At 38.4% G+C, this 21,283-nt stretch carries 18 protein-coding genes and 1 tRNA gene; 10 read left to right on the plus strand and 9 right to left on the minus strand.

From position 1 onward, the window contains the following. The first annotated feature begins 36 nt into the window (after positions 1 to 36). A complete protein-coding gene (locus EHQ64_RS05175) occupies positions 37 to 2,319 on the plus strand; it encodes an ATP-binding protein (RefSeq protein WP_342775345.1) in 2,283 nt (760 codons plus the stop codon). Between the two features lie 2 nt (positions 2,320 to 2,321). On the opposite strand, the gene EHQ64_RS05180 is transcribed toward EHQ64_RS05175, so the two are convergent. Together EHQ64_RS05180 and EHQ64_RS05185 are read right to left on the minus strand one after the other, a co-directional pair. Next, complete coding sequence (locus EHQ64_RS05180; RefSeq protein ID WP_135648438.1) at positions 2,322 to 3,362, minus strand: alpha/beta hydrolase; 1,041 nt, start codon at positions 3,360 to 3,362, stop codon at positions 2,322 to 2,324. 67 nt (positions 3,363 to 3,429) lie between these two features. Then, on the minus strand, positions 3,430 to 6,408 hold the full coding sequence (locus tag EHQ64_RS05185; protein WP_135648439.1) for a KAP family P-loop NTPase fold protein: 2,979 nt from the start codon (positions 6,406 to 6,408) through the stop codon (positions 3,430 to 3,432). A gap of 310 nt (positions 6,409 to 6,718) precedes the next feature. On the opposite strand from EHQ64_RS05185, the gene EHQ64_RS05190 reads away from it, so the two are divergent. The 3 genes from EHQ64_RS05190 to EHQ64_RS05200 all read left to right on the plus strand — a co-directional run bounded on the left by EHQ64_RS05190 (position 6,719) and on the right by EHQ64_RS05200 (position 9,338). After that, positions 6,719 to 7,303, plus strand: coding sequence for a tyrosine-type recombinase/integrase (locus tag EHQ64_RS05190; protein ID WP_135648440.1), 585 nt, complete (start codon positions 6,719 to 6,721; stop codon positions 7,301 to 7,303). A 180-nt stretch (positions 7,304 to 7,483) separates the two neighbouring features. After that, positions 7,484 to 7,819 carry an STAS domain-containing protein gene (locus EHQ64_RS05195; RefSeq protein WP_008596352.1) on the plus strand — a complete coding sequence of 112 codons (336 nt, stop codon included), beginning with the start codon at positions 7,484 to 7,486 and terminating at the stop codon, positions 7,817 to 7,819. Between the two features lie 22 nt (positions 7,820 to 7,841). Further along, positions 7,842 to 9,338, plus strand: a complete 1,497-nt coding sequence (locus tag EHQ64_RS05200) for an ArnT family glycosyltransferase (RefSeq protein WP_135648441.1) — start codon at positions 7,842 to 7,844, stop codon at positions 9,336 to 9,338. A 4-nt stretch (positions 9,339 to 9,342) separates the two neighbouring features. On the opposite strand, the gene EHQ64_RS05205 is transcribed toward EHQ64_RS05200, so the two are convergent. Continuing rightward, complete coding sequence (locus EHQ64_RS05205; RefSeq protein ID WP_135648442.1) at positions 9,343 to 9,843, minus strand: acyl-CoA thioesterase; 501 nt, start codon at positions 9,841 to 9,843, stop codon at positions 9,343 to 9,345. 34 nt (positions 9,844 to 9,877) lie between these two features. Continuing rightward, positions 9,878 to 10,918, minus strand: coding sequence for an arylesterase (locus tag EHQ64_RS05210; RefSeq protein ID WP_135648443.1), 1,041 nt, complete (start codon positions 10,916 to 10,918; stop codon positions 9,878 to 9,880). Positions 10,919 to 11,039: 121 nt separating this feature from the next. On the opposite strand from EHQ64_RS05210, the gene EHQ64_RS05215 reads away from it, so the two are divergent. Then, the gene (locus EHQ64_RS05215; protein WP_135648444.1) at positions 11,040 to 11,297 is read left to right on the plus strand and encodes an LIMLP_16025 family protein; all 258 of its coding nucleotides are present in this window, start codon (positions 11,040 to 11,042) and stop codon (positions 11,295 to 11,297) included. A gap of 35 nt (positions 11,298 to 11,332) precedes the next feature. Then, complete coding sequence (locus tag EHQ64_RS05220) at positions 11,333 to 12,136, plus strand: penicillin-binding transpeptidase domain-containing protein (protein ID WP_135648445.1); 804 nt, start codon at positions 11,333 to 11,335, stop codon at positions 12,134 to 12,136. A 12-nt stretch (positions 12,137 to 12,148) separates the two neighbouring features. On the opposite strand, the gene EHQ64_RS05225 is transcribed toward EHQ64_RS05220, so the two are convergent. After that, positions 12,149 to 12,220, minus strand: a tRNA-Pro gene (locus EHQ64_RS05225). Between the two features lie 98 nt (positions 12,221 to 12,318). Continuing rightward, entirely contained in the window at positions 12,319 to 12,801 is a 483-nt protein-coding gene (sixA, locus tag EHQ64_RS05230; RefSeq protein ID WP_135648446.1) for a phosphohistidine phosphatase SixA, read from the minus strand. A 99-nt stretch (positions 12,802 to 12,900) separates the two neighbouring features. Here sixA and EHQ64_RS05235 point away from each other — a divergent pair, with 99 nt between their 5' ends. From EHQ64_RS05235 to EHQ64_RS05245, 3 genes are all read left to right on the plus strand, one after another. Then, positions 12,901 to 13,821 (plus strand): ABC transporter ATP-binding protein, encoded by a 921-nt coding sequence (locus EHQ64_RS05235; RefSeq protein ID WP_135648447.1) that lies wholly within the window; start codon positions 12,901 to 12,903, stop codon positions 13,819 to 13,821. Continuing rightward, positions 13,818 to 14,633, plus strand: coding sequence for an ABC transporter permease (locus EHQ64_RS05240; protein ID WP_135648448.1), 816 nt, complete (start codon positions 13,818 to 13,820; stop codon positions 14,631 to 14,633). The genes EHQ64_RS05235 and EHQ64_RS05240 overlap by 4 nt, the downstream gene beginning before the upstream one ends. Before the next feature lie 85 nt (positions 14,634 to 14,718). After that, on the plus strand, positions 14,719 to 16,239 hold the full coding sequence (locus EHQ64_RS05245) for an HDOD domain-containing protein (RefSeq protein WP_135648449.1): 1,521 nt from the start codon (positions 14,719 to 14,721) through the stop codon (positions 16,237 to 16,239). 54 nt (positions 16,240 to 16,293) lie between these two features. Here the strand turns inward: EHQ64_RS05245 and EHQ64_RS05250 are convergent, their stop codons facing one another. Further along, the gene (locus tag EHQ64_RS05250; protein WP_135648450.1) at positions 16,294 to 17,067 is read right to left on the minus strand and encodes an MORN repeat-containing protein; all 774 of its coding nucleotides are present in this window, start codon (positions 17,065 to 17,067) and stop codon (positions 16,294 to 16,296) included. Positions 17,068 to 17,349: 282 nt separating this feature from the next. On the opposite strand from EHQ64_RS05250, the gene rsgA reads away from it, so the two are divergent. After that, the gene (rsgA, locus tag EHQ64_RS05255) at positions 17,350 to 18,477 is read left to right on the plus strand and encodes a ribosome small subunit-dependent GTPase A (protein ID WP_135648451.1); all 1,128 of its coding nucleotides are present in this window, start codon (positions 17,350 to 17,352) and stop codon (positions 18,475 to 18,477) included. Positions 18,478 to 18,519: 42 nt separating this feature from the next. Here the strand turns inward: rsgA and rsmA are convergent, their stop codons facing one another. Then, the gene (gene rsmA, locus EHQ64_RS05260) at positions 18,520 to 19,404 is read right to left on the minus strand and encodes a 16S rRNA (adenine(1518)-N(6)/adenine(1519)-N(6))-dimethyltransferase RsmA (protein ID WP_167882359.1); all 885 of its coding nucleotides are present in this window, start codon (positions 19,402 to 19,404) and stop codon (positions 18,520 to 18,522) included. Beyond that, positions 19,376 to 21,271 carry a ComEC/Rec2 family competence protein gene (locus EHQ64_RS05265; protein WP_135648452.1) on the minus strand — a complete coding sequence of 632 codons (1,896 nt, stop codon included), beginning with the start codon at positions 21,269 to 21,271 and terminating at the stop codon, positions 19,376 to 19,378. Before EHQ64_RS05265 ends, rsmA begins: the two co-directional genes overlap by 29 nt. Positions 21,272 to 21,283: the final 12 nt, after the last annotated feature.

The following is a 21,283-nucleotide window of genomic DNA, read 5'->3' on the forward strand; positions in this document are numbered from 1 at the left end:
TGTTTTTGGTGGGGGCCTGCAAGGGTTTTGCCCGCAATGTATGCAAATGCATTGTTTACTGCAAATCTTTGGGGGTTGCATGATGTGGATAAGTATCCCATCTATTGCCTTTGGGAAGTTCTCGCAGTCGGGATTTCTTGGCTATTTTTTATAAAATGGAGAAATGGAAAACCTTGGCTTCCTGATCTTAGGGAAACTGTCCGATTTATTCTTTGGGTCGCGTTTCCTGCAGCTATATGTAATGGAGTTTTAGTTGCGACCGGATTGGTTACATTCGGTGATCTTGCAGAAGATAAATTCCTGATCTCTAGTTTACAAGGAACGGTCGCTACGTTATTCGACACACTGAGCGTTTCAGTTCCGATATTACTTTGGATTACTCCATGGATGGAATTTCAGGGATGGACGAGGACTGAAGGAGCTTGGGAGAATCGAGAAACAAGCTGGGATAGAAACCGTTTCCGGAATTTAAAAAGAAGAAAGATTGCAGAGATCATCCTGATCTTTTCAATTTGCGCGATCTTTACTTCCCTCATTCCAACTTTGGAATACTGGTTTATCTTTGCTTTATTCGTTCTCTGGGCTTCTCTTAGATTCGGAATAACTCTCGCGTTGATCGCAAATATTTGGATACAGATCGTAACTTTAGTTTTTCCTATATTATTCGGGCTTTCGGAACATTATCAATGGTTTAAGGACGATAAAGAATTACTATTTTTAATGAACTTAGGGATACTTTGTGTAGTTGCATTGATTACAGGGAGGGCCACAAGCGATACCAAGAGAGAGTTACAAAGAAGAAGAAGGATAGAAGCGAAGTTGCTTTCTAGTAGGGAGCAATACAGAAAATTTTTCGAAGAAAATCTTTCCGCTAATTTTATCACAGATCAATCCGGAAGTATACTCGCCGCGAATTCTTCTTTTCTAAAGATGTTCGGGTTCGATTCCTTGGCAGAGATCTCCGTCAAAAATTTTTCGGACCTTTTTCCTTCTTATGATGATTATTCCTTTTTTCTCCAAAAAATACAGATCAGCTCTAGCTTAGAAACACATGAGGAATTTTTCCTGGATCGAAACGGGATACCTCTTCATACTACTGGGAATTATTTCGCGGTTTTTAATAAGTTAGGGCATTTGGAATCGATTCGAGGATATCTGTTGGATGATACTCTTCGTAGAAAATTGGAGAACCAATTGATCGAGTCCAAAAAATTAGAGACGATCGGAACATTGGCAGGCGGGATCGCGCACGATTTTAATAATATATTGCAGATCATTTCAGGTTACGCCACTCGCATACAATTGGAGTCTTCTCAGTCCGGGACTCTGACGGAAATGTCCAGATCGATCAATGCGGCGGCAGGTAGAGGTGCAATTATTGTTCGTAGACTCCTTTCACTCGCTAGAAAAGGAGGAGGTGGATTTAAAACGATACTAGCGGATCAATTGATCAACGAGACCGTCGATCTACTAGTTCCTACCTTCTCTGAAAATATAAAATTCATAAAAGATTGTAGGGAAGGACTTCCTGTTATTGTGGGAGATTACTCGGAGTTGGAACAGGTCTTGATCAATCTTTGTTTGAATGCGAGAGACGCTCTTCCACACGGGGGAGAGATCCGTATCAGAGGATTTTCGGTAAACGCATCCGCAATAAGGGAACCATTTCCACTTTCCGAACCGGCGGAATATTTATGCATTGAGGTTTCGGATAACGGAGAGGGTATGAGCGAAGATACTAAAAAAAGGATCTTCGAACCTTTTTTTACCACAAAGTCTAAGACTCAAGGTAGCGGGTTAGGTATGTCCATGGTATATGGGATCATGCAAAGTCATGAGGGAATGATCCAGGTAAGTTCAAAATCCGGAGAAGGCACGAGCATTCGCCTTTTTATTCCTGCGGCTAAATCCAAAACAAGTCAACTACTGGAGAGTAATTCTAAATCAAATCCAAGTTCTTCCGGGATTATTTTGGTGGTAGAAGAATCTCCCTATCTTTCCGAAATTTTGCAGGACCAAATGGGAAATTTAGGTCTTAGAGTGATTTCTGCAGAAAATCCTAAGAAGGCTATCGAAATATTACATAAATTTAAATCTTCCGTAGTTTTGATAACTGTGGATATGGATCCTGGAACACCCGCTCTAGAGTTCTTGGAAATCGTAAAGAAGGAAGCTCCGGATCTAAAAATTTTCGTTTCCGGAACCGATTTTAGTAAAGAGGCCATGGAAAAATTTTCCGGGCTAGGGATCTCGGACTTACTGGAAAAACCGTATAAGATCCGAGATCTGATCGAATTCTTTTATTCTAAAAGTTTTTGAAATTAAGCGGCTTTCTCTTTTGACTTTGCATTTTTGAAGAAGAATGCAAATCCCTGAACCAGATCATAGATCGCCGGGAGTTGAGTCAAAGAGATCCCGACATCTCCGTGAGAGATCAAAGGTGTTAAAACTAATTTTGATTTTTTTATAGGAAGGTGATCTTTTAGAGTAACCGCTTCTTTAGCAGGAACCACATTATCTCCAAGCCCATGCACGATAGAAACATGACAGTCTAAAAGATGGAGTTTGTCTTTTACTTGAAGTTCCGTAAGAAAGGAACTTTCTTTTCCTGCATTTTTTAGAATATCTCTCCAAATACCCGCTCTAAAGTCCTTATCTTCTCTTAATTTCAGGAATACTTCTTTGTTTTCCGGACGGATCTTTTCTAGTACGGTTGGTAATTCCAAATTATCTCTGGAAAAACTTCCATCCATTACACAGGCTTTCAAAGCAAATTCCAATTCTTGGTCATCCGATCGAAGAGCATACTTTACAAAATTATAAAGTAAGATCATTCTTCCGTATTCGTCCCCTTCTTCGGAAGTCATTACATAATCCAAAGTGGATTCTACGTCGCAGTATGCGCCGATTGTGAGGATAGAAGAGATCTTTTTTCCAATTTCTGGATCGGACGCAGCGATGAGTCCCATACTTCCGGAGAAAGAAGGAGCGAGATAAGAAAGTTTTCCGTCCGGGCAATATTCTTTATTAGAAGAGATCCAGAGGATCATTTCTTTGATCTTTTCTATTGTTTCTTTTAAGATCCTAAACTGGGTTACTTCCACAAGTAAAGGAGAGATCACTGTGTATCCGACTGCGGCTGCGGATTGACAAACCACAGCAAATCTAGGGTCTTTATTTCCTAAATAAGCCAAACCATTTGCAGCGAGTATTGTGCCGCAAGATTTTCCTTTAGGAGTATATAAGATAGCTGGGATCTCAAAATTAGATGTCTTTATTACGATTTCCGTTTCTGAGACTTTAGGAGCGTTGGGCAACTGGCAATGAAGAGCGAATTTTGCCGCTTTCCAGAAATATTTCATATTTGTATCCAACCCGGAACTGGTTAAGATCAGATAACAATTTAATGACGATTTTGAATTGAAGAACTTACCTTAAACTCTGAATTTTATCGGTCAGGCTGGCTATTTCTTGTTTAAATTGATCTTCTAAATTTGTATTTTTGGGCATCAACGTCTTTAGTTCATTAATGATGCGTTGAGCAGAATCTTTATTTGTAACTTTAATTACGGAAATAATTTCTAATCCTTCTAAAATAGTTTCTTTGTATTGTAATTTTGCAATTATGATATTACAAAGTGCGTCAATATTACTTTCTGACCCTTTTGCAGCAATTTGTTTTAGTAAATTGGGTTGGCCCTCGTATTTAGGGAGATCTTCGCAGATCTTATCAAATGCGAGTGTTAAGAGTTCTTGGCGAACGTTTTCAATTTTCTCTTGCGGCAAATTTAGTATCGCTGGAACTACTAATTTTTTTAGCCGTTCCTTTGAAATGTGAGAAAGAAAAATAGAACTCAATTCCTTATCCGATTCATTTTCAAGTAAAAATCGATCTAAAATTTCGTTTAATCCTGGACTAACTTGTGCTTCATTTATGTAAAAAGTTTCTTTATTGTCTTTTTCATTTGAAACTACTATAAATAGATCTAAATATTTAGAACTTGTAAATTTATTCTTATTTAACAAAGGAATTAGTGATTGTATCACAAAATCATTATTTAGTAATTCGATATATGTATAGGAAGATTCTCGATTGCTTTCGTTATGATTGACAAAGTTCGTCCATAGTGATGAAGTATCAATGGTGTTATTGGATATTCGAAAGATATTATATAGAAATTGCAAAAAACTCTTTGATCCAGATTGGGAGGCGAACGCTGTATAATAAAGTTGCATTCCATTATGATCTCTTAAATTGACAATTAGGTTGAAAATGTTATTGAGTTCACCTTTGGGAAGAGCTTTATTTTCGACTTTGTTTAAAATCAAATTGATATTCGATACAAAATCATCGATTTTTCGGTCGTCGCTAACATTTAGTTGGCTTCCTACAAACCCAGAAATTTTACTAATTATTTTAATTATTAAATTGTGCCCAAATTTGATTTGGCTATTTAAATAAACTAAATCATGCCACGGCTCATCGCCTATTGCAGTAAATTTTTTAATAACTTCTTCTATCAGTGAATTTGGCGTAATTGCTCCTAGACTTTCTTTAGGTATTTTTATTTCTCTCACATTTACATTTTCAATCAAGTAAAGCCAATGAAAATGCTGTTCGAGGTCATTGAGGTGGTTATTGATATTTACTATTTTTATATATTCCTTAAATAATTGAAACCAAACGTTATCTAGGTTGAAATTTGATTGGAGAGTCTGCTTTATTGAGCCTTTAATGAATTCAATTAGATATGGATGCCCATTTTTTATCCTATCAAATGCATATTGGACTAACACTTGATAGAATGCTGTAGCGGGTATTACCGGCGCTAAAAATTGTCCAATTTCTGCCTCAATCTTTAGGTTTTCGTCCTCGGTGAATTTTTGGTTTTCGTTTAAAGATAATAAAATCTCGAACAGGTTTATTGAATCGCTTGTGTACAAACCGCGACGTAGTGATTTATTGAGCTCATAGGTAATGGATTCAAAAATTTTCTTTTTATCGTTCGTCTCTTGCTTTTCATAAAATTTTTGAATTTTTTCAATATCTTTTGTTTTGATCATTTCATTAAATTCTTCTCCGAATTCGGATGTTTTATCAGTATTTGATATTAATCTTTCGATAGCTTTTTTGCTAGCTGATTTTGATATCGCATTTGTTGTTCTCAAAAATGAATTGAGCTTTTCGATTTTTTCTTCAGACCCTCTAATGTTTGAATCAATTGCGTTAATTGCATCTGGGTTTTTGAGAAGAATTTGATAGTATTCAGGCCATTCTTCTCTAATAATTAGTATTTTTGCGATAATACTTTCGTATTCTTTTAACTCAGAAGTTCCTATTATTTTATTATTCTTTAATCTCTCAATTTCTAATAATAGGTTGTTGAAGGCTTGGATTATTCTTCTTGGATTTGTTGCATATTCCTTTGATATAATATCAATGGTCACAGGAGAAAAGTTTAAGTTATGCTTATCGTTGATTGATTTTGCAAAATCATATATATCGCTCAAGTTAAGTTTGTTTAAACGCAACGTCACATTGAATATTTTTCTTAAGAATTCCTCTGCGTCTTCGGTCCCTGATTCTTCCGTCTTGGAGGAAATGTGTTTTGCGAGTGCTACGTTGTCGACAGGAATAATGAAAACTGTATTCGTTTTCTTTCCGAGAAAATTTTTCGTCGTAGCTAGAAGCTCGTATGCTAATGAGTAATTGCATCTGTCTATATTATCTATTACAAATATTATTTTTTCATATCTCGAGGAAGAGGTGACTATGCTTGATATCCGACTTGCCAAATTCTTTTGTGAAATGCTTTCATTAAGCATCTCATCGAAACATTCTTCAAATTGTTCTGGAGCAAATAGGTGAGGTTTGTTGATGGTAAGTTTAAGATTGTAAAATGATTTCCTGAAGAAAGATATTAAAGAAGATGCGACATTTATCACCAGAACTATTGAGAGTTTAAATTCAAGATTTTGTGGCCAAAAAAATATTATACCTAATCCTAAGATGGAAATTATGGAGATGGCTGCTATTGATGGAATATGGAATTTATTCTTCATTTCCATTTCTTCTAAAGTGTCGGAATAGAAGGATTGCGATAATTCTTTTTTATTGTATTTTAACTCTTTCTGAGTTTCTTGAAGGAATGTTCGTCTGAATGAATCGTGTGAGTATTTCCATGCATCATAAATTATAAATTTTATTTTTTCGTTCTTTTCCAAATGCTTTTTGAGCGAAAAAATTATAGATGATTTTCCTGAACCCCATTCACCATACATTCCTATTGTTAGCCCATTTTTCAATTCTGCATTTTCAATTACATTAGATAGAGTTTTAACATATTGAATTGTATTTAAATAGTCACTTTCTTCCAGATTTATTTCTGTATCTTCTATGAATCTCATGGTTTGGCTATCTTCTGCTTGCTTAAGGTATGTTTACGACAATTATGTACGTTATGCGCTGCCTATTCAAGTATATTATTTATAGCTTATCATAGACAGCGTTTGGGCCTTGCTACTTAAATGTAATCTTTGGCTTCAATCTAAAAATCTGCGATTTGAAGCGGAACGTAGATTCCGCGTAATATCTCATTCTTCTCCGGTAATCAATATTCCGCAGATCCAGCTTTCGAACTCGAAAATTCTACTTTCCAGACCTTCTGAATTTTCTCATTTTCCCACAAAAATATAAAAATCACATTAGGGTAATTGAATGAAAAAAGACAAAATCAACGGACCAAAGGTCTTAAATCGGGAACATCTCGCTTTAAGTAAGGAGGAGATCCGACTCCTATTAAACGCTTCCAAGACCCATGAGAATCATTATCTCTGGCTTCGGATGTTATATTCTTTCGGGCTTCAGGTTTCCGAATTAGTTTCTTTAAGGGTAGAGGATCTGGATTGGGTCAACCATCGGGTATTCATCCACCATTCCCAAAGATTGAATGCAAGAACACCTTCTATTCCATTTTCGTTACGTAGGGATCTATGGTTTGTTTCTCAAGGAAAACAGGGCGAGGATTTTTTATTTTCCGGAAGGATCGGCCAGGTCCATCCTAGAACAGTCCAAAAAATGTTCTCGAAACTCGGGGATATGACCGGGCTTTCGATCTCGGTGTTTCGGCTGCGTAGATCCTTGGCCTCTCACTTGATCGAGGCGGGCTGGGATTTGGAAAGTGTCCAAGAACAATTGGGGCTTTCCTCCCAGAAATCATTGCGGGTTCTTGTAGGGCAAAAACCGAAAAGGCCGCCGGTCAAAATATTTCCATTGGAGGAGATCCAAGGATCTGCTGCCTAATATTCAAAATTTAGGATTTTCTGTGCAGGTTAGTATCGAGGAGATGGGAAAAAATTCTTGTAAAACCCCATTTCCTCACTATTTTAGTCTACGGCGAACTTTCCGTTCCCCTTTTGTATCTAAAAAAGGAAATTTTCTTTGTCGGAATTTGATCTTATGGATCGTCGCTCGGAGCCTAGCTTGGAAATTAAAACTAAAAAAGTGGGAAAACATACCCTAGTTCAATTGGACGGCAGGCTAGATATCACACATTCGGACGAAGTGGAAGCAAAACTTTTGGACGATGTGCAAGCCGGTACAGGTGATATAATCATTAACTTGCAAAATATTTCCTATATATCTTCTTCCGGGATCAGGATTTTCGTTGGAATGGTCCGGGAATTGGAAAAACAAAATCGAAAACTGAAACTCTGCAATATCACACCGAATGTAAAAAAGGTTTTCGACGTTGTTGAGTTATTGGATCTTTTCGAAGTTTACGAAACCGAACAAGAAGCATTAGCTACCTTAAAATAAGCAGTCGGGGGCGCTTTATTCTATGGAGTCCCCAGCTAGCCAACCCCGCCAATTTTCTGAAATCTACGGGCTCATCGGGCTCTTCTTTCTTTCTATATTTTCTCTTTTAATCTTCAGAATATCCGGATTGGAATTTCCTCCAGTATGGCCTGACGAAGTCCTATTCTATTCTCCTTCTTTGGATTTTGCAAAGGCAGGACTTTTCCGCACAGATGTATTAGAAGGTTTAGTAAAGGGAATGGAAACCAAAACTCTTTGGATGCCTCCGGTTTTCTTTTTACTTAACGGTTGGATTATTCGATTCTTTGGAGAAGGTCTGGAAACTCTCCGTTTATTTGCTGCGATATTATCCATCGCTAGTGTTTGGATCTTCTGGTTCATTCTGAAAACTTTCGATTATTCTCCGATCGCTCGGATTGGAGCCTCTTTACTTTTGTTCACCGATTTGCTTTTTTTAAGAGTGGGTTGGACTGCAAGAATGGAAGCTCTTTGTCTTTTTTGGGCTCTTCTCTCTTTACTACTTTTAGCAAGAAAAGCAAAATTAAATGGAGAAGTCCCTCTAACTCAGATTGAAGCCTTCTTCTCCGGATTTTTTTTAGGGATCTCTTTTTTATCCCATCCGTTCGGAGCGATCTTCGGAGTTCCTGCATTACTCTTGATCCACCAAGCAAAAGCTTGGAAGGTTTGGGCTTTTTGGTTGGGAGGAGTTTTTCCGATCTTAGTCTGGGGAATTTGGATCCATCCGAATTGGGAAATATTTTTCTATCAGTTTGGTGCTCAGTTCGGGCGTAAAAAAGATCTTTTCCAATCTTTCTCTCCGATCACAAAGATCAAAATTTTATTGGGCGGATATGAAACTCCGGGACTCAGATTATTTTTCTATTTAGCATTAGCTTATGGTCTTTGGGTGGTTCGAGGAGAAATAAAGGACAAACCTAGATCCGCATTTTTCTTTTCTGCATGGACCGCATCCATTCTATTTTTTCTGATCTTATCCACAGAATACTATTATGTTATGTATCTGTGCATCCCTCTTTCCGCACTGGGTGGTTTCTTTTTCGAAAGGATCAGAAGTAGAAGGGTCCAGTTTATCGCGTCTATTTTGGTTTTTTCTAATATAGTAATTTTAATAAATGCGTATAAAAGGATCGGCTTTGGAAATCCAGAATTCGATCTAAAGGACAAATTTTATGCGGTTTTAGGACCTGAACTGAAGGGTTCTAAAAAATTGTATCTACAGGCGATCCCGGATCCTTATTTTCATATTAGGAAAGAATATCCGAATCTGAAAATTCTGGAATTTATTCCGGGAGAATTGCCTATCCCGAAAGAGGATTTTATCCAGACCTTGGATTCTATAGATACTTTCGTATTTTCGGATCGTCAAAAAAGAAATGATTTCGTTCAAAATTATTTAGAAGAGAATTCCTCTAAGTTCAGAAAGATCCGCATTTCTGCAGAACCTTCTACACTTCGTAAAGTAGCGAATGTAGAAGCGGATATTTATAAGAGAAGATAAACTTTTAAACCTTTCCGTTTCCTTTGATCTTTTGCAAAAGATTCCGATTTGCTTCCTGTCTTAGGATCGCATTTTCGTATCTTCTAATTTCCGTTTCCGTTTCCGGTTTTAATTTAGGAATAGGGCATGGTTTCTTATTCTCATCCAAGGCTACAAAAGTTAAATACGCGGTCGTAGCCCTTGTAACCACTCCTGTATAAGGATTTTCTTTAGAGACCTGGACACCGATCTCCATGGAACTCTTTCCTGCGTAATTTACGGAGGCCTTAAGTATTACCTGCTCTCCGATGGAAATCGGTTCCATAAAATTCAGTTTATCCACGCTTGCGGTTACTGCCTCTCTACCACAATGCCTCTGAGCTACCATGACCGCGATCAAGTCGATCCAAGACATTAAAGTACCTCCGAAAAGAGTACCATAATGATTGGTATGATCGGGCATCACTATATGCCTCGTCTCGACCGCGGATTGTTGTGGCGTTTTTACGATTTGATCTTCAGACATCTATATTTTAGACGAACGGCCTATCATAAAATTCTTATAATTGGCATTGTAGGATAAAATCGTTGAACACCTGAGCGATATAGATCCTTTCCTTGTAGGAAAGTGCGGTACTTCCCGCAGAGATCAATTCTCCCGAATTTGAGAAAATTTCTCGGATAGAATCGTCCGGAGAGATCGTAAATATTTTTGTAGGAGCATGAGATTCCGCGTTGCTCGCATGTTTCAGGAATTTCATCACAGAAGGATGAGTTACGGTAAAGATCGTTCCTTTTTCGTCGATTTCCAAATTGTCCGGGCCACCTTCCAATAGGATCGATTTAGGTTCTCCTAATGTAAGTTTTCCGTTATTTCTAATTATATCGAATTTTAGGACGGATGATTCGTTGAATGCGGATCTATATAAAAACTCTTTTCCATCAGCCCTTTTAACGTATAGGACCCCATTTCCTAAAGAGATCGGATTTCCGAGAGAAGACCATGTTTTTCCGTCGTAGTACGCGATCTCGGAACGTTTCATTCTAAAAAGATCATGGAATAGGTAGGTCATAAATCCGCCTTCTCCATGGTCGTTAGATACGAAAATTTCATTTCCGGAAGCGACTGAAAGATCGTTAGGACTCGTGACCAAAGGATCTTGAAGAGTTTGGATATGTTTCCATTTTCCTGCTTTGGAATTTGCGGAAGGTTTTTCAGTTCTTTCAAAAACTTCTATGGAATGTTCCTTATATAATGTGATATGAGAGATCACATACAATCTATACTTTCCGTCTTTATTCAAAAGACTGATCCCATGCGGTCTGAAATTTTTAGGATATTCAGTTTCTAATAATTTAGGTTGTAGTCCGGTGGAATTTAGCTCTATAAAATAGATCTTACCTTCCTGGTCCTTGATCCTTCTTTCATGAGAAGAAACATAGAGTAGTCCTGCCTCTCGATCCACGGCCAAATCTTCAGGACCAGGCATTCCGGATACCTTAGAGCAATTTTTAAGAGGAATATCTTTTACATCCCCGGAACAATCCAGGACAAACAGGCTTAAAATGACGAATACTGTGGTTAAAATGGAAACTCGCATGGAGCCCAAGAATCTGCCCTAAATCCGGCACTGGCAACCAGATTCAAGGCTTAGAGGGGAATTTTATTCTTGCATTTTTTGTGCAGTGCATAAAAATAGAGTAAAAAAGGAATAGCAAGGCATGGACAACCAAAAACTAAACGATCTAATCAATGCCGGAATTGGGGCCGTCCAGACTTCGAAAGAGATTTTCGATAAACTTCTCCTGGATTTAAACGAAAGTAAGGAGAAGGTGGAGCAGAGATTCGACGAATTGAAAGCTCAAGGTGAAAAAGACCTGAGTGAGAATGCGTTGAAATTCAAAGTTCCTCTGGCTTGGGGAATCGTAAAAATTGAAGAGATTCGAGAGAATATCTTAAAACAATTTTTAAAGAAATAATGGGCGAATTTTCCCTCTGAAAGTAAGAACGAACTATGTTTCGTTTTTCAGCGGGGAAGGTTCTAACCCTGGTTACAGTTTTACTCTTTCAAATTCTCCCTTTTTCTTCCGTTCTATTTTCTAACCCTATAATCATACAACCAAATCCCGACGAATTAATCCTGATCTCTGAGGTTTCTCCCGATCGGGAATCAATTGCGAAGCCAAGGGCGATCGGTGAGCTCAAATTTTTAAAACAAAAATATTCTCCAGCTTCTACCTTTAAAACCTATCTTGTATTATCTCTTTTGGAAAACGGAGCAATCGATCCGGAAGAAAAAATCGAATGTTCCGACAAACATATCCCGAATTCTCCTAGGAGTTTGAATCTAAGAGAGGCTTTATTCTATTCTTCCAATGATTATTTTGAAAAAATATTTCCGAAATTGGGTAAGGAAAAATTGGATCTTACCTTAAGAAAAATTGAATATATGGAAAATGGATCCGAATGGTGGACGGATATGTCGGGTTTAAAACATGGGGGGAAGATCAGGCTCTCTCCGGAAAAAGTCCATTCGTCCTGGTCGAAAATTTTTGAGAACGGATACGGGTTTTCAAAACAAATTCTATCCGATTGGAAACAAAGCCTATTCTGGTCGGAATGCCCGGAAAGAGCGGCTAACGTATATGGTAAAACCGGTTCTTGGGAAGGAAGTTTTTGGTTTCAAGGCGCTATTGTTCGATCTGAAAACAATTATGTCATATATACAATTTTAAACAGAAGTAAATCCGGATATAGAACAGGAACCATTCAAAGGTTTTATGAAATAGCGGGATGTAAGGTTCCGAGTTTGGAATAAAGAAAGAAGACTTCGGAGTGACTGGACTTGAACCAGCGACCCCTTCCCCCCCAGAGAAGTGCGCTACCACTGCGCTACACCCCGGTCCTCTTGCTACGTAAGATTTTTTCCAGTTTATTCAATGTAAACAGGTTTTTAAAACATGCTTACTGAGAGAGTTTAAGGAGAAGAAAAGGAAAAATTCAACAAAGGAAATCAGGTGAAACAAACCAAATGATCTGTCCGCCTTTGAATTTTTCTCTAGCGATGTTTACTGCAAGTGCGGAACCGGGAGTGAATAAGAAAGATTGTCCTACTCCAGAAATTCCTAAAAGAGTTTCTGCAAAAATACTTACGTCAGGGCTATGGCCTACTAAAAGGATCGCGTCAGAATTCGAATTATCTTTTAAGAGAGGACAGATCCTGAAATAGTCTTCTCCAGGTAGAAGATATTCTGCGGATTCTGTTTCTAATTCAGGCTTTAAAATTTTAGTATAAATTTCGGCAGTCGCCCTAGTTCGAACATAAGGACTATGGTAGATCTTTTTGATCTTAAAGCCCGTCTGAAAGAATCGGGCCATTTTTTCTATATCCGATTCTCCCTTAGGTGTAAGGATCCTGGAAGAATCTTTGCCGTCTTCGGACGCGGGATCGGCTTCCCCATGTCTAGCTATGATAATCTTCATACAATAAATGTATAATTGTGCGTACGCGTTCTAATAAAAAAGATTGCTTGGGAAAGCAATGGAACTATCGTCTCCGGCACTTGGTCTAAGGATTTTTGAATGTCTCAATTTGCAATTGAAATAGAACAACTACGTAAATTTTATCCGAAGGTACAGGCTCTTAAGGGGATCAGTTTACAGGTTCCTCAAGGAGGAGTTTTCGGACTCCTCGGACAGAATGGTGCCGGTAAAACAACTTTGATCCGTATCCTTCTTGGATTCTCAAAACAGACCGAAGGTCATTGTAAGATATTAGGTTTTGAACCTTCTGCATTGGCTCGAACTAAAATCGGATATCTTCCAGAAAGAATGGCGGTGCCTACTTATTTGAGTGGGAAAGAATTTTTAGAAGCAAGTTATAAGCTTGCCTTACTTCCTTCTTCTACAGCTAAAAAAAAGAGTAAGGAGTATCTGGAGAAACTCGGTCTTGCAGAAGCTGCGGATAGAAAAGTTTCTACTTATTCCAAAGGAATGTTACAAAGACTCGGTTTAGCAAACGCCTTAGGCGGGGAACCGGATTTATTATTATTGGATGAACCCGGTACTGGCTTAGACCCGGCCGGCTACAAAGAATTTAGGGAACTTATCTTAGAAGAAAATAAAAAACGTGGAGTGACGATACTGATCAACTCACATCGTTTACTTGAAGTGGAGCAGATTTGTACTGAGATAGGGATCCTACACCAGGGCAAATTGATGGCCCAAGGAAAACTGGACGAACTAAGGCAAGGTAAGGATCGGATCCGTATTCGACTAGAATCCGCCCCTGAATCCTATTTAAAAGAAATCTCTTTAGAACATAAACAAGACGGAAAAACATGGGATATCCGTCCGAAACCGGAAGTGGATCTAAAAAAACTCCCTGCAATTTTAGTGGAAAAGGGAGCGGAACTTTTCTTGTACGAAAGAAAGACAGAATCGTTAGAAGATGTGTTTTTCAGACTTACTCAGGGTTCTGCAGAAAAAGGAGAATCAAATTGAACTTCCAATCATCTTTCAAATTTTTTCTCTCTTCTTCTTTCAAACAACTTCCTGTATTGCTTCAGCTAACGTTTACGCAGGTATTAAGACGTAAGGCAGTATTTTTCTACTTTTCCCTTTTAGGTTTTTTCCTTTTGGGAGAATGGACCTGCACCACTTCGGTTGGAGGAGAGACTTCTCATGGAGTTTCCCCTTATATGTATTTTATCCTGACCTCTTTTTGGACTCTGATGTTTTTGATCATTCTGACTTCGGATCTACTACGCCAGGATCTGGATTCTCAGGTGCATACTTTATGGTTAAGCCGCCCTCTGGATCCTTTTGCATTTGTGGGAAGTAAGGGGCTTACATTACTTATATGCGTCGTTGTTTTTATTCTTCTAACTTTCGGAATTAGTACCTGGTTCTCGTTGGAGGCTAGTTGGGAATTTCTTTTTTTCCAAGGAACGATGATGCTGGTGTATTCCTTCTTCGTTTTGTTAGTTCTACAAATTACCTTATCTTCCAATCAGACTCTTGCGATCCTTACCTCCTTAGGTTTGATCGTATTCGCTTTGATCTTGGATTTTGTAGGTTATAATCAGAATATCGATGCTTCCGAAGAGGCAGGAGATATCAAAAAATTCGTACTCAAAACGATCTACTGGGTTCTGCCTCAGATCGGGACCGTTTTTTATCATTCTTTCGCTCTTTTTCTGGGAAAGGCCGATCCAAAAAATTACTACGGACCGTACTCATTCGTCCAAGTAGGAGTATGGATCCTGATTTTAAAATCCACTCTTTGGTGGACCACTCGACGCAAGGAGATTTAACTTCCGGAAGGTTCGGGGAATTTAATCTAGGGTTGACAAAACCTGCTCAACAGTAGGATATAGCAGGCCCTTCCGCCGAGCGAAAATGAATATAAATTGGTACCATTTCGAAAAGGAAGGATACTATCTGAGCGTTCGTAACGTTAACGAACGCATTGAAAAGCTAAATCCTCTCTATATCCGTTTTACCACCTTAAATAAAAGCGTAGATAAATTGTTGAGCGTCTTCTTAGACCGGTACTTGGTCTATCTGGACGCCATATCCCTTAAAGAATCCGTTTTTTCGATCTTAAGAGAAAGCGCAATGAACGCCGTTAAGGCAAATTCCAAACGGATCTTCTTCGCAGAAAATAATCTGAATATCTCGAATCCGGACGATTACACTCGAGGGATGGAGAACTTCAAAAAGGAAATGATCAAGGATAAGGAGAGATACGCTGCCTTATTGGAAAAAGTAAAATTCCATTGTTTGATCACCTTAGCATTCAATCGTACAAGCTTCTTAATGAGAGTATCGAATAACGCACCGATCATCGCAGAAGAATTGAAAAGGGTGGAAAACCGGATCGGTAAAAGTAAAGAATATAACGATTTAGGAGAGGTTTTTGCCGACCACGCGGACGATTCTGAAGGTGCGGGTTTAGGACTTGCCATGTCCCTCCTGATGTTAAAGAACGAAGGGATAGACGCGGATTGTTATAAGTTAAAGGCGGAGAGCGGAATTACTTCCGCCTATATCAAAATTCCGTTGGACTTCAAACATCGCAATGTTTCCTACCAAAGAACAGTCGAGATCATTGCGGAGATAGATAAACTTCCTACTTTTCCTGAAAACTTGAATCAGATCATGAGCCTGATCAACAAGCCTGATTCCTCCATTCAGCAGATCACAGAACTGGTCGGAAGAGACGTTTCTCTTTCTACGAATATCCTGAAGCTTGCAAATTCCGCGTCATTCGCTCAAGGAAGAAAAGTGGAAACCTTGGATGACGCGATCAAGTTGATCGGTCTATCAGAATTAAATAATATTCTCTTAAGCCTCGGGACCAAAAAGATCCTGGAAGAAAGATACAAGGAATTCGAACATATTTGGGAAATGTCCAGCCTTTCCGCTTATATTTGCAGAAGACTTGGCGAAAGAATGGGTTGGAAGAAGACCTTCCTTACCAATTTAGTCTGTGCTGCCTTACTTCATAATATAGGGCTTGTGCTATTACTTTCTTTGGAAGGGGATACGATCGCTAAATTGACCGATATATCCGGTAAAAAACTTTTACCTTCTACTCTTGGACTGGAAGAAGCTGCTCTAGGGATTACTCATACTTCTTTGGGAGCAATGATCTGTGAGAAATGGAATTTTTCGGATACGATCCGAGTCGCTGCGGAATATCACCATAGACCATTAATGGCTAAAAAAGAATCCAGAGATGTAGTGTTTGCAGTTTACTTATCCGATTGGATCATAGAATGTTTGGAAGGAAAAGCGGATCCTGCCGCAATCCATTGGGAAGTCCTACAACATTTCGGATTTAAGAAGGATGAAGAATGGCTGGAGTTCGGTAAGAAGGTGATCGAAGAATATAAGGCCTTCCAAAAATATTCTTAGACCTATCGGTAATTTAGAAAAAGAAAAGGCGGGAATATTTCCCGCCTTTTTTTCTTAGTTAATGTGTTCCGCACATTGGATTGTTTCTTTAGATACTTCCACGTATTGAACCTTAGGACTATCCTTTTGGCGTAATCGATCTAAGGAATTCATTTGTCTGCCGATCTTATATATTCCAGAAGTGAATCTTTTGAATTTGCCGTCCATTCTCCATTCCCCATCCATAAGTTCGCTTTCGTCTGAAACATAAAGCCCTTTCATCAATTCACCTTTAACGAAAGTCCCTTTTTCAAAGGCTGCACAATTCTTATAAATTCTTTTACCAGATCCGTTTTTACAATCCCCGGTTAGGCATATCCAACCCCCGTCGTAAAAATTACCTTCTAAAGATTGCCCGTTAGCCGGGGTGATTTTGCCTTTGCCTTCGGGTTTATTTTCCTTCCATGTGGTTTCTATTTTACTTCCGTCCTTGTAAAATAAGGTTCCTTTCCCGTTGAGTTGGATGTCTTCGTGTTTGTCAATGCCGACTCCACCTTCGTAACGATCTCCCGGATTTCCGACAGAACCATGAATTGGGGAACCGAGCGCATATCCGTTAATATAGATATTGTACCATCTACCTGAACCGAATTCTACAGAGCCTACTCCGTCTGGGATTCCATTCTTTAATTCGCCATGATATGTATGTCCGTACTGACTGATCACCGAACCTTCTTTTATTGCGTTACAAGTTTCTCCACTAACACATTTCCAGGGGACTGTAGCACAATTCCCATAAGAGAACAAAAATAGAGATAAAATTAAGATACATATTAACTTTCGATTCATCAAGGACTCCTTTATTATACTTGAATGAGAGATTTGAACTTATCTAACGTATTATAACAGAACAATAAAATTAAATGTTCCTAACGTTAATTTCGATTTGTGAAGACTATAAAATCTTATGAAAAAAACTTTACAGGATTGGGAGAGTTTTCAAGTTTAAGTAGAACCGCATATGATTGCCTGATTTAATAAACCTTTTCCCCAAAGGACCCTCGATTCTCGAGGGAGATTAAATGAACAAAGTCTGATAGACTACCTATGCATATAGGTTTTGGCAAAACAATGAATCAAGATCGTTCTTTCTATTTATCCGTATGGGACGGTGATAGAGAAAAAGAATTTAACCAAATTTCTATAGAATCCGGGATTTCCGACCCCATATGGGCGAGAGTGATTGGAGAACAAGGCCAGGAATTTCGCCTATCGATCAAAGGGTCAAACGAAGAAGGGACCGGTATATTAACTGGCTCCTTACGTTTTAACGCATCCTCTGCTTTGGAATTTCCGGTCGCAGGAGATTGGGTACTTGCAACTAAACTAGGTGAAGAAGAATTTCTGATCCATTCGGTTCTTCCTCGAAGAAGTTTATTGGTCAGAAAATTTAAGGGAGAAACTCAAAAGCCGGATCCGATTTGCGCGAATATGGATCGGATCTTTCTTCTCCATGGTTTGGATGGAGATTTTCAACCTAGACGATTGGAAAGAACTCTAGTCCAAATTTGGGAAAGTAAAGCGACTCCTGTGATCGTTTTAACTAAAAAAGATCTATATTCCGAAAACGAAGAAGAGTTACAGAATAAGATCCAATTGGTTAGAGAGTCTTGTCCAGGTGTGGAAGTTTTTTGTATTTCCAATCATAATCTGGAAGGATTACAAGAGCTGGATGGTTATTGGAAGGATGAAAGTACTTCAGCATTCATCGGTTCTTCAGGCGTAGGCAAATCTTCTCTATTAAATCTTTTGATCGGAGAAGAAATTCGTTCCGTTAAAGAAGTGCGCGAATCTGATTCCAAAGGAAAACATACAACGACCAATCGGTGGATGTTTCGAATAAGATCAGGAGCTTGGATCTTAGATACTCCCGGAATGAGAGAGATCCAACTTTGGTCTGACGGTTCCGGTTTGGAGGAAACGTTTCCTGAAATTTTTGAGGCTTCGATAAATTGCAGATTCCAAGACTGTTCGCATATCAGCGAACCTGATTGTGGTGTGAAAGAAGCGATTGCCTCCGGAAAAATTTCGGAAGGAAGATGGGCTAGTTTTCTGAAATTAAAAAGAGAATTAGAGAGAAACGCAAATCTTGCCGCTCCGAATTCTTTGGAATTTAGGAACCAAAAAGCGAAATGGAAATCCATCCATAAAGAACAGAAACGGATGCAACAACAACGAGATCGGGAAAGATATCGTTAAACTTTTAGAAGAGGGGAAGATATCGATCTTCCTCTCTTTAGATCAGATCTTCTGTAACGGAAACCCGTCCACAGCCTGATAGAAATTTTCAGCACTTAGCTCTTCCGGCCGTTTATCCAAGGATAGACCTGCTGATTCCAAAGATTCACGAAGTTTTTGTCTTATATCTTCTTCAGAAAGATCTAAAGGCAAACGGTTCGGATAAAAAGATTGTAGAGGAGCTTCCTTGATGGAAGAACCGATCTTTTTTCTTTTTCCCCAAAAGGAGACTCTGCAAAGTAATTCTAAGATTTGATAAGAATTTTTATTTACGAAACGTCTATTTGCGGTAAAAGTCAGGATACTCGAATCCACATTCGGTGCGGGATAAAAACAACCTGCTTTGATAGTTTTTCTACTTTGGAATTTTCCATAAGCCCCGGCATATACGGATAAAGAGGAAATTTCCTGAGTTACTCTTTGTGCAAATTCCTTTTGAACTAAAAAGACAGCGCCTAGTAGTCCGGAAAGTTTCTCCAAAGATAAAAGTATCAATTCGGAAGTTATGTAATAAGGAAGATTTCCGAATAAAAAACAAGTTAGACCATGCGGATCGTCTAAGGTCTCCCTTGCATCTCCCAAGGAGATGTCTATCTCCGGAAGGAACTCTTTTAGCCATTCATAATATACAGGATCGATCTCGTATAATTTCAGCTTCTTATTTAATCGATAAAGAATATGGGAGAGAGCTCCCAAACCGGGACCGATCTCTATTAGTAGCTCGGATTTTTGTAGGAGTTCCGACTCAGCACTTGAGAATAGAGTTTGTACTGCATTAGGATCTATTAAGAAGTTCTGGCCCCATTTTTTCAGAGGTGCAGAAGATTTTTGGGAGAGAAATTCCCGGATCACGCTCGGCTTATAAAACGGGTATTCCGGGGAGTTCATCACTTCCAATAAATCTCCAGCCGGGGCCGATTCCAAGTCGTTTTCTGAATTGATTCCACTCTGAGGATCTTTCAGGGATCCCGAATCTAGGAATAAGCAGGATACTTCCTTTCCCGTTTTTTGTAAGAACTGCTAGCGAGATCAGAGAATCCTTTCCGACTTCGAATCGTATTAACTTTTCTTCCGGATCAGGTAAATTGAACTCTTTTCGTTTAGGGATTAGGATCCAATTCTCGAATCCTGCGATTTTAGGTTTTTCTTTTCCTCCGTATTGTAGGGAAAGATTTTTGTTCCTTCTTATACATTCTTTCACCCAATCTAAACAAGATTCATGTTCTATATAAATGTTCCGTAATTCTTTTTGATTTCCACAGAATAGTTCCGGATCTTTTCCGATCGATTTGTATAAGATCTTTGAACTATATTTACATTTTCCAGCGAGAACTAGTTTCCCTTTTTCTTGGAGTAAAAAGCTAAACTTATCCCCGAAAAAATAAAAAGGTGATCGGATCCAATTGGAAGATCCTGCGATTATAAATTGAAAGAGTAAACATATGCCAAAGCCCAATACCCAAATCGATTTTAAGAAATTGATCTTATAACTTTTTACATTTTGATCCGAGTTTAGATCTAAGTCCGGATTTTCTTCTTTTTCAGGATTTGGAACTGATTTCCAAAGGAATAAGAAGAATAGAAGTAAGACCCAAATTGTTAAGCCGAATAATTTAGTCTTTCCCCTATAATAATGAATTAAATTCCAATCGGATCCAGCCCAATACAATGTAACCTTTTCTAAGACTTCTAAAAGGAAAGACACAACGAACCAAAATGGTTTAGCTAAAATGGAAAAATGGATCGCTTCTAAAACTAAAGAGAAATATAATAAAGGAAGAAGAATCCCGCAGATAGGAACTAAGATTAGATTTAATCCCAAGGATCCGAAACTATATGTTCCGAAGTAAAAGATGAGAGAAGGCATGGTCCCGATCCCTGCGGAAACCGAGACCAAAAGATTTTCTTTTAAAAAGCCAAAGATCCTATTCACGAAACTTTTTTCTTCCGAATTAGGCGGTAAGCATTTTTGAAGACTTGGAAGTATAAGTAAGATCCCCGAGACTGCTCCGAAAGAAAGTAAGAAAGAAACTCCAAAAGACCTGATTGGATCCCAAAGATATACTATACCTGCGGAAGATATCAGCAAATCTGCCGGTCTCGATCTTCTAAAGAATAAAGATTGTAAAAGGATCCATCCAGAAAAGATCCAAGCTCTCGCGAGTGAAATTGGAAATCCTAAAACCGCTAAATATACAAACCCTAATAAAACCGGAAGGATCCTTGGAGTATAATAACCTAAGAATGGGATCCGTTTTAGAATAGAGAACAAACAACCGATCAATATTCCTAGATGAAGCCCAGAAGCCGCAAATAAATGGAGAATACCTCCTTCTCGCGCACTTTTTTTAAATTCCTTATCTAATCCTTTTGCATCTCCTAAAACTAAACCGAGAGAAATTTCCCTTTCTCTTTCATGTATATTCGCTCTATCTAATATACGATTGATTTGATCTGAAAATTCTTTTTTCCAAGATTGAGATTCTTTCAGAAACGGTGCGGTTTTGTAAGTATATCCGGATAGAGCTAATACGAAATATAGTATAATTCCCCAAGAAAAACTTACCAATTTCTTTTTGGGGATTGGAATTAGGGAAAGATATATTAGGAATAAAAGATGGATTGAAACCCAGATCAAGATTAGGTCCGGAAAAAAATGTTCAAAAAAACATCCGGATAAAATTCCTAAAACCAGGTAGGAGAATAAAGAGCTGGGGATCCATTCCTTATAGGTTTCTTCCAGGGATTCGATCATAAGAATACCTGG

This window comes from Leptospira sarikeiensis (assembly GCF_004769615.1).
Taxonomy (GTDB): domain Bacteria; phylum Spirochaetota; class Leptospiria; order Leptospirales; family Leptospiraceae; genus Leptospira_B; species Leptospira_B sarikeiensis.